This is a genomic window from uncultured Clostridium sp. (genome assembly GCF_963515715.1).
Lineage (GTDB): Bacteria > Bacillota > Clostridia > Clostridiales > Clostridiaceae > Clostridium_AW.
Genome location: NZ_CAUPZS010000030.1, coordinates 25,572 through 41,268 on the forward strand (window position 1 = coordinate 25,572; position 15,697 = coordinate 41,268).

Here is a 15,697-nt window from a genome sequence, read left to right on the forward strand (position 1 = left end):
GAGGGCAAAATGCCCTCCATTAAATTTTCTTAGCAACAAAAGTTACGTCTTCCGCCGCAGCAGAAATCAAAGTTATTTCCACAACAAACTAGTAGGAAGAATGCGATTATGAATAATAAGCTATTGTCTATTAAACACTCTTCACGCTCCTCGTCATGGCGACGTCTTCTGTTACAACTAAATTGTAGAACTATTAATATTAATATTAACAGACCGCTACCTGTGCCACCACATGATCCGCCAAATCCACCAAATCCATCAAATCCATCAAATCCTCTAAATGAATCACAGCAGCAGCGAGATCTACGTGAACAACAACATCTTCTTTTTGACATGCTAAACCCCCCTTTCTTTTGGGCAATGGTTATTTTTGTTTTCTATTCTTCAACTTCAGTCCCTAAACTATCAGCATCTAAACTTAAGATATTTCTACTAAAATCGTTGTCTCTTATACAATCGTCGTCTCTTCTTCTGCAATCGTCGTCTCTTCTGCATGAGCAGAATACTAATAATAGTATTACTATTATGAATATGAAGTTACTACCTAAGAATCCACTTCCACATCCGCTTCCAAATCCAAATCCGCTTCCAAATCCAAATCCACTTCCACATCCAAAGCCGCTTCCAAATCCGCAACCACGTCTTCTACAGCAACATTCGCAGCAAGGGTCACAGCAGCATTCGCAACAACATTCGCAGCAAGGGTCGCAGCAACATTTACAGCGTTTGCGTCTTTTTCTTTTTCTTTTTCTTCTGCAGCAACAATCATCACATCCACATCTGTCACATCCACAGCCGTCAAATCCAAATCCGTCAAATCCACAGCCGTCAAAACCTTGATTACAACCGCAGCCTAATAGTAGTAGCAATATTATTATAAATATGATCGAGCTGCCTCCAAAATTTCCAAAGTCTCCAAAGCCTCCAAATTTTCCAAAGTTTCCTAAGTTTCCTAAGGCGTCTAAAGATCCTTTTGGCAATTTTAGATTTGTATTTTCATCTCCAGCAAGTAATCCATTTAATAGGCTGTTGAAATCCACTATACCTCCTCCTTTCAGAAGACTCTTTGTATTTCTTTTGTTTCTAATATATACTATTCTGTTTTTTCTATTTTGACACACAAAAAAATAAAAAAAATAAAAATAGATGAAATTAATTTCATCTATTTTTATTCTTTAAATTGATTAACCTAATTTTTGAAATAAGATTGTAAAAGCCGATATTGAATTGAAGAATCCATGATTAAACACCGCATACCAATATCCATGTTTATGAATTAAGTAACAGTTAAATAATCCTATCCAAAATATTGCTGGAAATGACTTTAAATTAAAATGTACCATACTAAAAATTAAACTAGTTAATATGGAAGATATATATATACCCAATCTGTGCTTAAATATTTTTTCAAAAAGTAACCATCTAAAAACAAATTCCTCAACTATTGGTGCAAAAATAACTATTATAGGCATATTTATAATATATCTTTTTAATGATAACTCTGTCATTCTAGTTATTACTTCTTGCTCTTTTATGGGAATCTTAAAATTATAAAATACACTTAAAGCAACTATAGCTATAATCAAGGTACAAATATAAGATAATATAGAATATTTTATAGCCTTAAATAATTTGAAATCATTAAGACTAAATCCATAATCATAATAATCCTCTTCCCACTGCTCTCTTATATATTTAATACATATTAATACTAAAATAAAAGGTAATAAGTTCTGTGTAAATAGACTAAGAACTAAATATATAATACTCATAATAAAAAGTAGAAATTTACTTCTACCTTTACTTGTCCAAAAAACCCAAAATACTGCCAATGGAGGTATATAAAGTACTACAAAAACAATAAGATTTTTAATAAGATTTAAATACACTTATATCACTTCCTTAAGAAATATAAAATATGGCATGTAATACTAATCTTTTGTATTACATGCCGGTTAAAACTTAGCTTAATGATGAAAAAATATTTGTTAATAGCTCTTCTTTACCTTGTTTTTTCAAAGTAGAATGATAAATAATTCTATCATCACTTATTTCCAAGGTTTCTTTTATTATTTTTTTACTTTGAGCTAGCTCATTCTTATTTAATTTATCGCTCTTAGTAGCCACTACTATGTAATCATATCCATAATGTTTTATCCAACTATGCATAATTCTATCATCCTCTGTTGGCTTATGTCTACAATCAACTAACAATACCATTTTTTTTAATTGAGGTCTATTATTTAAATAGGTTTCAATTGTCTTTCCCCAAGTAAGTTTTTCTTGCTTTGAAACTTTTGCATATCCGTATCCAGGAAGATCCACAAAATAAAAATCATTATTTATTAAAAAAAAGTTTATTAGTCTAGTTTTACCAGGTGTACCACTTACTTTAACTAATTTTTTTCTATTAGTTAAGCTATTTATTAATGAGGATTTACCTACATTAGATCTTCCAACAAAAGCAATTTCAAGCCTCTCATCTTTAGGATATTGTGAGGGAGTCACCGCTGATGTGATAAATTCAGATTGCTTTATTTCCATTTTCATCCCTCCATTTTATTCTACTAAAGCATTTTTTAATACTTCTTCTACATTATCTACTACAATAAATTTAATATTATTTTTAATAGTTTTAGGTATTTTTAATAAATCCTTTTCGTTTTCTTTAGGTATTATAACAGTATCTATTCCTGCTCTAAATGCTGCAAGACTCTTCTCCTTTAAACCACCAATAGGCAATGCTCTGCCTGTTAAAGTTACTTCTCCTGTCATAGCTACATTATGTTTTACTTTTTTACCACTTAATGCTGAAACCATAGCTGTCACCATAGTTACACCTGCTGAAGGACCATCTTTAGGTACCGCTCCTTCAGGGGCATGAATGTGAATATCCTTATTTTTATAAAATTCCGGATCTATATCATATCTGCTAGCATTACTTCTTACATAACTATATCCAGTTCTCGCAGATTCCTTCATCACGTCCCCTAGTTTACCTGTTAATTCTAATTTACCTGTGCCTGCCATTACTGTTACTTCTACTGGAAGAGTATCTCCACCATAACCAGTCCAGGCCATTCCCATAACTACACCTACTTGATCTATTTTATTAGTCTTTTCGTAAGTATATACCACTGGCCCTAAATACTTTTGCACACCATTAACATTTATGCTTATTTTTTCTTTATTCTTTTCAACCATTTCAGCAATTGCTTTTCTTGTAACAGAGGCAATTTTTCTTTCCAAGCTTCTTACTCCTGATTCCCTTGTATAGCCATCTATAATGAATTCTATGGCTGGATCAGATATTTGAATCTTATCTTCGTCTATATTATGTTCTTTTAGTTTCTTAGGCACTAGATGTCCTTTTGCAATATGTAATTTTTCTTCTGAAGTATATCCTGACACTTCTATTACTTCCATCCTATCCATTAATGGTCTCGGAATAGTATCAAGTGTATTAGCAGTAGTTATAAATAATACATTAGACAAATCAAAATCAAGCTCTAAATAATGATCCCTAAAAGTACTATTTTGCTCGCTATCTAAGACTTCTAAAAGGGCATCTGCAGGATCTCCTCTAAAATCATTACTCATTTTATCTATTTCATCCAATAAAAATAATGGATTCTTTGACTTAGCCTGCTTTAATCCATATATTATTCTTCCAGGTATAGCTCCTACGTATGTTTTTCTATGCCCTCTTATCTCAGCCTCATCTCTAACTCCGCCTAAAGACATTCTAACAAAATTTCTATTTAGAGCATGTGCTATGGATTTAGCTATAGAAGTTTTACCAACCCCTGGAGGTCCCACAAGGCAAAGTATAGGTCCTTTTAATGAGTTACTCATTTTCTTTACTGCTAAAAATTCAATTATCCTATCTTTTACATCTTCTAAGCCATAATGCTCTTTTTCTAGTATTTCTCGTGCTCTTTTTATGTCTAGATTTTCTTCTGTCTCCGCATTCCATGGCAAATCTAAAATCCAATCTAAATATGTTCTTATAACTCCACCTTCTGCAGAGTAGGAGCCACTATTTTTAAGTCTGTCTAATTCATATAAAGCTTTTTCTTTTACTGTTTTAGGTAACTTAGACTTATTTATTTTTGTTTTATATCTAGCTATCTCTTTTTTATCTTCGTCATCTTCCCCTAATTCTTCCTGAATTGCTTTTAGCTGTTCCCTTAAGTAGTATTCCTTTTGAACCTTATCTATTTTGTTTTTTACTTTTGTTCCTATTTTTCTTTCTATTTTTAAAAGATCTACTTCATTATTTAAAAACACCAAAAGTTTTTCTAATCTTTCTTCGATTAAATAGGATTCTAATAACTCTTGCTTTTTATCTCCTTTTAAAATTAAATAGGAACTTATAAGATCTGCAAATCTTCCTGGGCTTTCTACATCATCTATTGAAACTAATGTTTCTGAAGGTATGTTGCCAGATAACTTCATATATTCATCAAAGGTTTTTCTAAGCGAACGTAAAAGCGCTTCACATTTGTTTCCTTCATCACATATGATATCTTCTAGCTTTTCTATTTCTGCTTTAAAGAAAGGCTCCCTTTGTATATAATTATTTATCTGAGCTCTATTTTCCCCTTCAACCAGTACTCTCACTGTATCTCCAGGTAGCTTTAATATTTGTTTTATATTACAAATAGTTCCAACTTGGAATATATCTTTTTCTTCTGGCTCTTCTACTTTAGCTTCTTTTTGAGCTGCTAAAAATATTTTCTGTCCATTTAACATAGCTTCTTCCAAAGCTAAAATAGATTTTTCCCTTCCCACATCAAAATGCATTACCATATAAGGAAATATGGTTATACCTCTTAAAGGAATTAGAGGAAGAACTATTAGTTCTTTTTCCATGTTTTTCCCCTCACTTTACATAATGTACTAATATTTATAGTTAGACTAATATATTATAACCATAAAAGTATTTTTTTTCAACGAAAAAACAAATCAAAATTTCTCTTTTCTTTATTATTAAATTATAAAATCTCCTTTAAAAATTTAAGGAGATCTTATTTATTGTAAAAAATTTACTGAACTTTTAAAGCAGTAGCTGCTAAAACTTCACTAGATATTTGTAGAGATGAATTTTTAACTTTATTTTCACATTGAATCAACGACATTTCTAATACTTCATGTATATCTTTTACTGCTATAACTTCAGCCCCTTCAATGTTTTTAAAACTATCCTGCCAATTATCATGTGGTATTATTATTTTTTTAGCCCCAGCTTTTATAGCTGCTTGTATTTTGCTGTTTACTCCTCCTACTGGTCTAACTTCTCCATAAAGTGATATCTCTCCTGTCATAGCAACTTCATTATGTACAGGCACTTTATTTACAGCACTGTAAATTGCTGTAGCCATACTTATACCTGCAGATGGACCGTCCACTGGTACACCACCTGGAAAGTTAACATGTATATCATATTCAAAAAAGTTTATATCAAATACATTTTGAAGAGCTGTTAAAACATTCTCAAAGGAACATCTTGCCGTACTCTTTCTTCTAATCTTTCTATCATAGGCACTTACTTGTTCTTCTTCAACAATTCCTGTAACATTTAATTCACCCTTACGTATATGGCTTCTTTTAGCTGTTACCTCTATCTCCATAACTGTACCCATATTTGCTCCATAAACAGCCAATCCATTTACATATCCTATTCTTGGTTCTTCATGAATTTTTATTTCTGGTCTTGGTGAATAGTGACCATTTTCTATTATCCATTCTACATCTCCAATGGTTATATCTTTTCTACCATCATGTAATGCTATTCCTGATGCAAGTTGTACGAGATTTACTGCATCCCTACCATTATTACAATACCTTCCTATGGTTTTACAAGCTTTTTCTTCTAATGAATAACCTATTTTTTCTGTAGCATTTTTAGCTATAATTTCTATTTCTTCTGGCAGCAGAGCTCTAAAAAACACTTCTACACATCTTGAACGAATAGCAGGAATTATCTCCTCTGGATTTCTTGTAGTAGCCCCTATAAGTCTAAAGTCTGCTGGTAACCCATTATCAAATATATCTTTTATATGTAGTGGCATATTAGGATCCGCGGCATTATAATAGGCACTATCTAAGAAGACTTTTCTATCCTCTAATACTTTTAGTAACTTATTCATCTCTATAGGATGCAGTTCTCCTATTTCATCAATAAATAATACCCCTCCATGAGCTTTAGTTACAGCTCCTGGTTTTGGCTGAGGTATTCCTGCCACTCCTAATGGACCTGCTCCTTGATATATAGGATCATGAACAGACCCTATTAAAGGATCTGCGATTCCTCTATCATCAAATCTAACCGTAGTAGCATCTATTTCTACAAATTTTGATTCCTTATTAAAAGGGGAATATTCTCTTAGCTTTGCATCTTCTAATACTAATCTAGCCGCAGCAGTTTTCCCAACTCCTGGCGGCCCATATATTATTACATGCTGAGGATTGGGGCCACATAAAGCAGCTTGCAATGCTCTTATCCCCTTTTCTTGCCCTATTACTTCATTGAATGAAGAAGGTCTGCTCTTCTCTGTTAATGGCTCAGAAAGCTTTATATTCCTTAGCTTTTTAAGATTATCCATTTCCTTTTTACTTTCTTTATTAACAATAACTTTACTGCTTTGCTGACCCTTTAATGCATTAAAAAAATATAATCCCATAATTATAGTAATTATGAACTGAACAACTACAATTACATTTGTCATACAATTATCCTCCCATCTAAATGCTTAGTAAACTATTCTTTATTATGTACAATTTTCCCACTTCATATTCCAAATGAAAGGATAAAAAAAGAATAGGAATTTTCCTATTCTTTAAGCAGTTTCTGGTCCTTTTTTAGTCCTAGCTTTTTTAGTTTTAATTGGCGCCCTTTTTCCATCTTCTGAATGAGTTAACTCAGGATTTTTATTTTCTACCGTATCCTCATTAACTGTAACTTTTATTATGCTTTCTTCTGATGGTATTTTAAACATTATATCCTTCATTATATCTTCAAGTATTGCCCTTAGTCCTCTTGCTCCCGTACTTCTCTTTATCGCTTCTTCTGCAATAGCTTCTAAAGCTTCATCTTTAAATTCTAATTCTACATTGTCAATTTCAAATAATTTTTTATATTGTTTAACAAGAGCATTTTTAGGTTTACTTAATATACTTACAAGTGCATCCTTATCCAATGCGGATAATGTTACTATTATTGGAAGTCTTCCGATAAATTCAGGGATTAATCCAAATTTCAACAAATCTCCTGGCATTATTTCTTTTAGGAAAGTTCCCACATCCTTTTGATTTTTGGATAAAATATCAGCTCCAAAGCCAATTGAACTATTTCTTGTTCTTTTTTCAATTATTTTATCCACACCATCAAATGCTCCACCGCAGATAAATAATATGTTTGTGGTATTTATCTGAATAAATTCTTGATGAGGATGCTTTCTTCCACCTTGAGGTGGTACAGAAGCTATTGTTCCTTCCAATATTTTTAATAATGCTTGTTGTACTCCTTCACCAGATACATCTCTAGTAATAGAAGGATTTTCTGATTTTCTTGCAATTTTATCTATTTCATCGATGTATATAATTCCTCTTTCTGCCTTCTCTATATCGTAATCTGCATTTTGTATTAGCTTTAAAAGTATATTTTCTACATCTTCTCCCACATAACCTGCCTCAGTTAATGTTGTAGCATCTGCAATTGCAAAAGGAACATTTAAAAACTTTGCTAGTGTTTGTGCTAACAATGTTTTACCTGAGCCAGTTGGTCCTAGCAATAATATGTTACTCTTTTGAAGTTCAACATCATCGGAAAAATTAGAAGCATTTATTCTTTTATAGTGATTATAAACCGCTACCGCTAAAGCTTTCTTTGCATCATCTTGACCTATGATATATTGATCTAAATAATTTTTAATTTCCATAGGCTTTGGTAGTGATTCCATTTCTATATTAATATCTTCTTCGAACTCATCACTTATAATCTCTGAACAAAGCTCTATACATTCATCGCATATATAAACGCCTGGTCCTGCTATAAGCCTTCTAACTTGGTCTTGTGTTTTACCACAAAAAGAACACTTTAATTGTTTTTTATCATCGATTTTGGCCATATTCACACCTCACAGTAAAGGTTATTTTTTCTTAATCATAATTTCATCTATCAGACCATATGTTTTTGCTTCTTCAGCATCCATAAAGTTATCTCTTTCTGTATCTCTTTCTATAACTTCTAATGGTTGACCTGTATTTTCACTTAATATAGTATTAAGTTTCTTTTTAGTTTTTAGAATTCTATCTGCATGAATTCCTATATCAGTAGCCTGACCTTGGAAACCACCTAGTGGTTGATGAATCATTATTTCACTATTTGGCAATGCATATCTTTTTCCTTTCGCCCCAGCTGAAAGTAAAAATGCTCCCATTGAAGCTGCCATTCCAACACATATTGTCACTACATCTGATTTTATATATTGCATAGTATCATATATTGCCATGCCTGCTGTTATTGAACCACCGGGACTATTAATATATAGTTGTATATCCTTATCTGGATCTTCTGATTCTAAAAACAGCAATTGAGATACAACTAAACTAGCTGTTACATCATTTACTTGATCTCCTAACATTATAATTCTATCTTTTAAAAGTCTAGAATAAATGTCATAGGACCTTTCTCCTCTATTAGTTTGTTCAACAACTATAGGAACTAAACTCATAATTCTCTCCTCCTTTTTAGTCTCAATTGAACTTTAGTATATAGTTTCTTTATTAATATAATACGTAATTATTGTATAAATTATATTAATTAATATAATTAAAATTTAATTGCCAGAAATCCTCCTGGCAATTATCATATATTATGCTATAACTTTACTGTTGTCAACTAGTAATTTAACTACTTTTTCATTTATTACATCTAATTTTAATAAGTTTTTCTGAGCGTCCATTATTAGCTTTGCAGTGTTTTCTACTTCTTTATCACCATATTGTTTAGCCATTTCTTGAGCTCTGTCCATCATTTCTTCTTCTGTTGCTTCAACTTTTTCTGCTTTAGCTATTTCTCCAAGAACTAATTCTGTCTTTACTCTCTTAACAGCAGCATCATTCATGTATTCTCTTACTTTTTCTTCACTGCTATTAGTGTATTGATAATATGTCTGTAAGTCTAATCCTTGATATTTTAATCTCATTTCTAGGTCTTTTAGCATATTATCTATTTCATTATTTACCATTACTTCTGGTATTTCAATTTTTGCATTTTCACAAGCAAGGTCTATAACAGCTTCTTCAAATTCTCTCTTAGCTCTTGCATTACCTTCTTCTTCCATTTTCTTCTTCATATCTGCTTTAAGCTCATCTATAGTATCAAATTCAGATACTTCTTTTGCAAACTCGTCGTCAAGTTCTGGTAATTCTTTAACTTTTATTTCTTTAATCTTAACTTTAAATGTAGCAGGTTTTCCGTTTAAATCTTCTCTTCCATATTCTTCTGGGAAGTTAACATTAACTTCTTTTTCTTCTCCAACTTTCAAACCTACTAATTGTTCTTCAAAATTACCGATGAAAGTTCCTGATCCTATTTCAAGGCTATAATCGGATCCTTCTCCGCCTTCAAATGCTACTTCATCAACAAATCCTTTAAAATCTATAACTGCTATATTTCCTTTTTCTACTTCGCCTTCTTCTTTTGTAGCTATTCTTGCATTCTTTTCCTGCATATCCTTTAAGCTATTTAAAACTTCTTCTTCATTTGCTGGATAGCTGTTCTTTTTAACTTCTAATCCTTTATATTCTCCTAGTTCTACTTCTGGAACTACTGTTACATTTGCTGTATATATGAAGTCTTTTCCTTCTCCAATTTGAACTATTTCTATTGCTGGATAATCTACAGGCTTTATATCATGTTCTTTTAATGCTTCTGGATATGTATCATCACAACAAATGTTTATTGCATCTTCGTAAAAAACTCCTTCTCCATACTGTCTTTTTATAATGTTCATTGGAGCCTTACCTTTTCTAAATCCAGGTATATTGAAGCTTTTAGCATTCTTTGCATATGCTTTCTTCATAGCTTCATTGAATTTTTCACTTTCTACAGTTATTTCTAACTTAACTATGTTCTTTTCTATTTTTTCCATAGTAGCCTTCATTGTATTATTCCTCCTAAACTAACTAATTGCTTATATTAACCTAAATATTATAACACATATTTAAAGTTATTAACATATAAGTGAAAACAATTAATGCTAAATTTACAATTAAATTAGCATATTAATTTATAATTATATAGGAATAAATTATATTTTACAAATGATTTTTTATAAATTAAGTAAAGTTTTTACATGGATCATTTATTAATTAATAAAGTCATAAATTAACACTGTACTATTTTATTAATTCACCACTAGGCTTTAACGTGGCTTTTTCTCCATCTACAATTATACCCAATCCTTCTTCATTTAATCTATCTAATTTTATATCATTTCCTTCTGCATTTTGAACATACCTATGGATATTATTTTGTAAATTTACAATCCATATGTATTGTTTATCTTTATTAAGCCAAGGTAATTGAGTTACATAGGCTATGTTATCCTCATCTATAAATTTAGGAGAAGAACACCATATATAATTAGGATTTGCATTCAATTGTTCTTCTCTTGTTATGGAAAACTCCCCGCTAGTAGATGTATATCTAGCATTAGTTATATCCACAACTTTTCCTTCAATATTTATACGATAAATTCTTTGAACCTTTGAATCATATATCGTCATTAGTTTAGCTGAAGGACTTATATCATATATAACCTTGCTATCCAATGGATATATATATTTAAACTTTTTATCTTTGTCATTTGTTTCATATATGATTTTTACGCTTTCTCCATCACTTAGTTTAAAGTCATATCCTTCTTCTTTTTTAGTTTCCTCTTTATTTTCATTATTATCTTTACTATTATTATCTTTATTATCTTTACTATCCTTATTTTCTTTATCTTTTTCTGTATTATCAGTAGTAAGAGTGTTTTTACTTTCTTCTTTGTTTTTTTCTGTATTGATCTTATTTTTAGATAGAATACTTTTTATGTCAACACCTCGGTAAAACCAAGCTCCTACTACAATAAGCAAAATCGCTAAAAATGTTACAATGATTCTTATCCTTCTTTTTTTCATCTTTTCTTCATAATCTTTACTGAAAATACTTGGTTTTCCCACACTAATTCCTCCTAACTACCATAATAAAATTTATAGAAGTCATATTTATTATAACTCAATTATTCTAGAATTAATAATAATTTTTTGTAAATAATACGTATAATAAATAAAAAAAAGGGAATTCATAATCCCCTTATTTTTTATTAGTTAAAATATTCCTTCATTGTACTATAACTTATGGAAGTATTGTACTTAGCTGCCATATCTACTACAGTTAAGTATGCTTTTGCCGTATCCATACATGTAAATGTAGGTACCTTGTATTGTGCACAAGTTCTTCTTAATTTAAACCCTTCCCTATAGAGTTCATTTCCTCTAGTAGGTGTATTGATAACTAATTTTATTTCCCCGTTTTTTATCATGCTTTCACCCTGGATAAAATCCGCCTCTTCACAAGCTACTCCATTTTCTATTAGATATCTAGCTGTACCAGGGGTAGCATATATTTTAAATCCAAGGCTTATATATCCTTTTAAAACATCTACGCTTTCCAGTCTATGAACATCTTTTAAAGAAACATATAAACTTCCTTCATTATGAACTGGAATTCCTGCGCCCACAAAACCTTTATATAGGGCTTCTTCTAAACTTTTACCAATCCCTAATACTTCACCAGTAGATTTCATCTCCGGTCCTAAATATATATCTGCATTATTCAACTTCTCCCCTGAAAAAACCGGTACCTTTACTGCATATAAGTTTTTAGTTGGAGCTAATCCCACCCCATAACCACATTCTTTCAAAGTTTTTCCTAATTTAATTTGTACAGATATATTCACCATTGGTATTCCTGTTATTTTACTTAATATAGGAACAGTTCTAGATGCTCTTGGATTCACTTCAATTACATATACCTTTTCTCCATCATATGCGTACTGTATATTTAATAGACCCCTTATATTAATTCCTGTTCCTATTTTTCTTGTATATTCTACAATCTTATTAATTACTTCTTCCTTTAAGCTCAGTGTAGGGTATACTATCATACTATCTCCTGAATGAACCCCTGTCCTCTCCATATGTTCCATAATACCAGGTATGAGTATTTCCTCACCATCACATAAAGCATCTACTTCAATTTCAATACCTTTTATATATCTATCAATAAGTATTGGATGATCCATGGATAGACTTACTGCTTCCTTTATATACTTTTCAAGGCTTTCTTCGCTGTATACAACTTCCATCGCCCTTCCACCTATTACATAAGATGGCCTTACTACTACAGGATATCCTATTTTTTCTGCTGCTTTATAAGCTTCTTCTTCATTTGTAACTGCAACCCCTTCTGGTGAAGATATATTTAATTCATCTAAAAATTCTTTGAACTTATCCCTGTCTTCGCCTAAGTCTATTCCTTGAAATGAAGTTCCTAAAATTTTAACCCCTCTTCTATTCAATTCCTCAGCAAGGTTTATGGAAGTTTGTCCTCCTAATTCTAATATTACTCCTTCAACCTTTTCTTCCCTTATTACATCCATGATATTTTCTATATATATTGGTTCAAAATAAAGCTTGTCACCTGTATCAAAATCCGTACTTACTGTTTCTGGATTATTATTTATTATTATTGCCTTATATCCAGCCTTTTTAATGCCCCATATTCCATGAACGGAACAGTAATCAAATTCTATACCTTGTCCAATCCTTATTGGCCCTGAACCTATAATAAGTACTTTTTTATCTTCTGTAATTATATTTTCATTATCCACTTCGTAAGAGGAGTAGTAGTATGGCGTACTTGATTTAAACTCCCCTCCGCAGGTATCTACCATTTTATATACTGGATGGAGTGCATATTCCTCTCTTAATTTTTCAACTTCTTCTGTGGATATTCCCTTTAGTTCACTTATGAATTTATCTGTAAATCCAAGTTCCTTAATTTCTCTTAAAAGTTCTTTACTTAAGCTTTCTTTCTCAAGCCTTTTTTCCATATTGATTATATTTTCTACTCCATTTAAGAACCATAAATCAATTCCTGTAACTTCATTTATTAAATTTTTACTTAACCCTTTTCTTAACCCTTCTGCTATAGCAAATACTCTTCTATCATCTGTTAGTTTAATTATTTCTAGTAGTTCTTCTTTATTTATGTTCTCTAACTCTTTCATTTTCAAAGAGGTGAACTTACCATCTAGTGATATGATTCCCTTTAATAAAGAATTTTCAAAGGACCTACCTATGGACATAACCTCTCCCGTTGCCTTCATCTGCGTACCAAGAGTTCTTTCCGCCTTTGTGAATTTATCAAAGGGCCACTTTGGTATCTTAGTAACCACATAATCTACAACTGGTTCAAAACAAGCACTAGAGCTTCCTGTTACAGAATTCTTTATTTCATCTAAGCTATACCCTATTGCTATTTTAGCTGCAATTTTTGCTATTGGATATCCAGTAGCTTTAGAAGCTAGGGCACTTGATCTACTTACCCTTGGATTTACCTCAATTACTATATACTCCATGTCTGTAGGATGTAGAGCAAACTGCACATTACATCCACCCTCTAACTTCAAACTTCTAATTATATCTATAGAAGATTTTCTTAGCATTTGATATTCTTTATCTCTTAAGGTTTGGCATGGTGCTACCACTATACTATCTCCAGTGTGAATACCTACTGGATCAAAGTTTTCCATACTACAGATGATTATACAATTATCCTTCTTATCTCTTATAACTTCAAACTCTATCTCTTTCCATCCTGCCACACTTTGTTCCAACAATATTTGATTAATTGGGCTAAGTTTCAATCCTAATTTACATATTTCCCTAAGTTCTTGAAGGTTGCTTGCTATTCCCCCTCCAGTTCCACCAAGAGTGTAAGCTGGTCTTATTATAACTGGGAAGCCATACTCTTCTACAAAATCCTCACATTCCTCTATTTTTGTAGCTATTATGCTCATAGGAATTGGCTCTCCTATTTCTAGCATTAAGTTTTTAAATTCTTCCCTGCTCTCAGCTTTTTTAATAGCTTCAGAATTTACTCCGAGCATTCTTACATTATATCTATCTAAAACTCCACTATCTTTTAGCTCCATAGCTAAGTTAAGAGCTGTTTGCCCCCCAAAGCCTGCGAGTATCCCCTGTGGTCTCTCTTTTTCTATTATTTTCTCTAAGGTTTCTTCATTTAAAGGCTCTATATAAATCTTATCTGCTATATGATCATCCGTCATTATGGTAGCTGGATTGCTATTAACCAATACTACTTCTATTCCTTCTTCTTTTAGCGCCTTACAAGCCTGTGTTCCAGAATAATCAAATTCCGCTCCCTGCCCTATTATAATTGGGCCTGATCCTAATATTATTACCTTATTTAATGTTTTATCAAATGGCATAATCCTTCCTCCTTAAGCACTCTTTTTAACTTTATTTATCTCTATATTCTTAATGAAATTATGAAAAAGATAATCTGTATCCTCTGGACCTGCTGATCCTTCTGGATGGAATTGAACTGAAAACACTGGCAAGTTCTTATGCTTTATCCCTTCCACTGTATTATCATTCAAGTTATAGTGAGTTACTATTATACTTTTATCCTTTATACTTTCTCTATCCACCGCATAACTATGGTTTTGAGAAGCTATAAAGGTCTTATCTCTTTCCACATCATAGATTCCATGATTTCCACCTCTATGACCATATTTCATCTTATAGGTATTGCCTCCTAGTGCTAAAGCTATTATTTGATGTCCCAAGCATATGCCAAAGGTTGGATACTTCTTTATTATGCTTTTTACAGCTTTAACAGTATCCTTTAACACTTCAGGATTCCCTGGCCCATTGCTTAAAAAAATGCCATCTAAGTTTAACTTATCTATTTCCTCGAAGGTTGTATTCCATGGAAGTATTGTTATATTACAGTTTAACTTTTTAAATTTCTCTATAATATTACCCTTAATTCCAAAGTCCATTACCCCTATTCTAGGTCCCGTTCCTTTGATTTCCTCAATAGATTTCCTGCTAACCATTTCTACAAGGTTTAAGTCCCAATGGTAGCTATCTATATTGTTTTTAAACTCTTCTACACTTATTTCTTTACTAGATATGACACATTTCATTGTGCCAGCATCTCTTATTTTTTTAGTTATGCTTCTCGTATCCACTCCATGTATTCCAACTACATTCATTTTCTTCAGGAATTCATCTATACTTTCTTCGCTCATATAGTGGGATGGAATATTGCATAGGTTTCTTATAACTAACCCCTTTGCATATATTTTATTGCTTTCCATATCAAAGCTATTTATACCGTAGTTACCTATATTAGGGTAGGTCATATTTATTATTTGTCCAGCATAAGAAGGATCTGTCAATATCTCTTCATAACCTGTCATAGCAGTATTAAAGACTATTTCTCCTGTTATAGTACCTTCTTTACCAAATATACTTCCTTCATAAACACTTCCATCTTCTAAATATAAAAATCCTTTCATTTTCATCACCTCTTATTAAATTTTAA

12 protein-coding genes are annotated in these 15,697 nt (G+C 31.6%); all 12 read right to left on the reverse strand.

Annotated elements, in window-relative coordinates; translation table 11 throughout:
• Positions 1-29: 29 nt before the first annotated feature.
• Entirely contained in the window at positions 30-335 is a 306-nt protein-coding gene (locus RYO54_RS16840) for a hypothetical protein (RefSeq protein ID WP_315121393.1), read from the reverse strand.
• A gap of 42 nt (positions 336-377) precedes the next feature.
• The gene (locus RYO54_RS16845) at positions 378-1,040 is read right to left on the reverse strand and encodes a hypothetical protein (protein WP_315121396.1); all 663 of its coding nucleotides are present in this window, start codon (positions 1,038-1,040) and stop codon (positions 378-380) included.
• Positions 1,041-1,184: 144 nt separating this feature from the next.
• Entirely contained in the window at positions 1,185-1,772 is a 588-nt protein-coding gene (locus RYO54_RS16850; protein WP_315121399.1) for a CPBP family intramembrane glutamic endopeptidase, read from the reverse strand.
• A gap of 190 nt (positions 1,773-1,962) precedes the next feature.
• Positions 1,963-2,544: a ribosome biogenesis GTP-binding protein YihA/YsxC gene (yihA, locus tag RYO54_RS16855; protein WP_315121402.1), complete on the reverse strand. Its 582-nt coding sequence runs from the start codon at positions 2,542-2,544 to the stop codon at positions 1,963-1,965.
• Between the two features lie 15 nt (positions 2,545-2,559).
• Positions 2,560-4,875: an endopeptidase La gene (gene lon, locus RYO54_RS16860; protein WP_315121405.1), complete on the reverse strand. Its 2,316-nt coding sequence runs from the start codon at positions 4,873-4,875 to the stop codon at positions 2,560-2,562.
• A gap of 173 nt (positions 4,876-5,048) precedes the next feature.
• Positions 5,049-6,731: an ATP-dependent protease LonB gene (gene lonB, locus RYO54_RS16865; protein ID WP_315121408.1), complete on the reverse strand. Its 1,683-nt coding sequence runs from the start codon at positions 6,729-6,731 to the stop codon at positions 5,049-5,051.
• A gap of 111 nt (positions 6,732-6,842) precedes the next feature.
• Positions 6,843-8,132: an ATP-dependent Clp protease ATP-binding subunit ClpX gene (clpX, locus tag RYO54_RS16870; RefSeq protein ID WP_315121411.1), complete on the reverse strand. Its 1,290-nt coding sequence runs from the start codon at positions 8,130-8,132 to the stop codon at positions 6,843-6,845.
• A gap of 21 nt (positions 8,133-8,153) precedes the next feature.
• Positions 8,154-8,765: an ATP-dependent Clp endopeptidase proteolytic subunit ClpP gene (gene clpP, locus RYO54_RS16875; protein WP_315121462.1), complete on the reverse strand. Its 612-nt coding sequence runs from the start codon at positions 8,763-8,765 to the stop codon at positions 8,154-8,156.
• A 114-nt stretch (positions 8,766-8,879) separates the two neighbouring features.
• The gene (gene tig / locus RYO54_RS16880; protein ID WP_315121414.1) at positions 8,880-10,172 is read right to left on the reverse strand and encodes a trigger factor; all 1,293 of its coding nucleotides are present in this window, start codon (positions 10,170-10,172) and stop codon (positions 8,880-8,882) included.
• 235 nt (positions 10,173-10,407) lie between these two features.
• Positions 10,408-11,238, reverse strand: a complete 831-nt coding sequence (locus RYO54_RS16885) for a hypothetical protein (protein ID WP_315121417.1) — start codon at positions 11,236-11,238, stop codon at positions 10,408-10,410.
• 143 nt (positions 11,239-11,381) lie between these two features.
• Entirely contained in the window at positions 11,382-14,573 is a 3,192-nt protein-coding gene (carB, locus tag RYO54_RS16890; RefSeq protein WP_315121420.1) for a carbamoyl-phosphate synthase (glutamine-hydrolyzing) large subunit, read from the reverse strand.
• Positions 14,574-14,585: 12 nt separating this feature from the next.
• Positions 14,586-15,671 (reverse strand): glutamine-hydrolyzing carbamoyl-phosphate synthase small subunit, encoded by a 1,086-nt coding sequence (carA, locus tag RYO54_RS16895; protein WP_315121423.1) that lies wholly within the window; start codon positions 15,669-15,671, stop codon positions 14,586-14,588.
• Between the last annotated feature and the right edge of the window lie 26 nt (positions 15,672-15,697).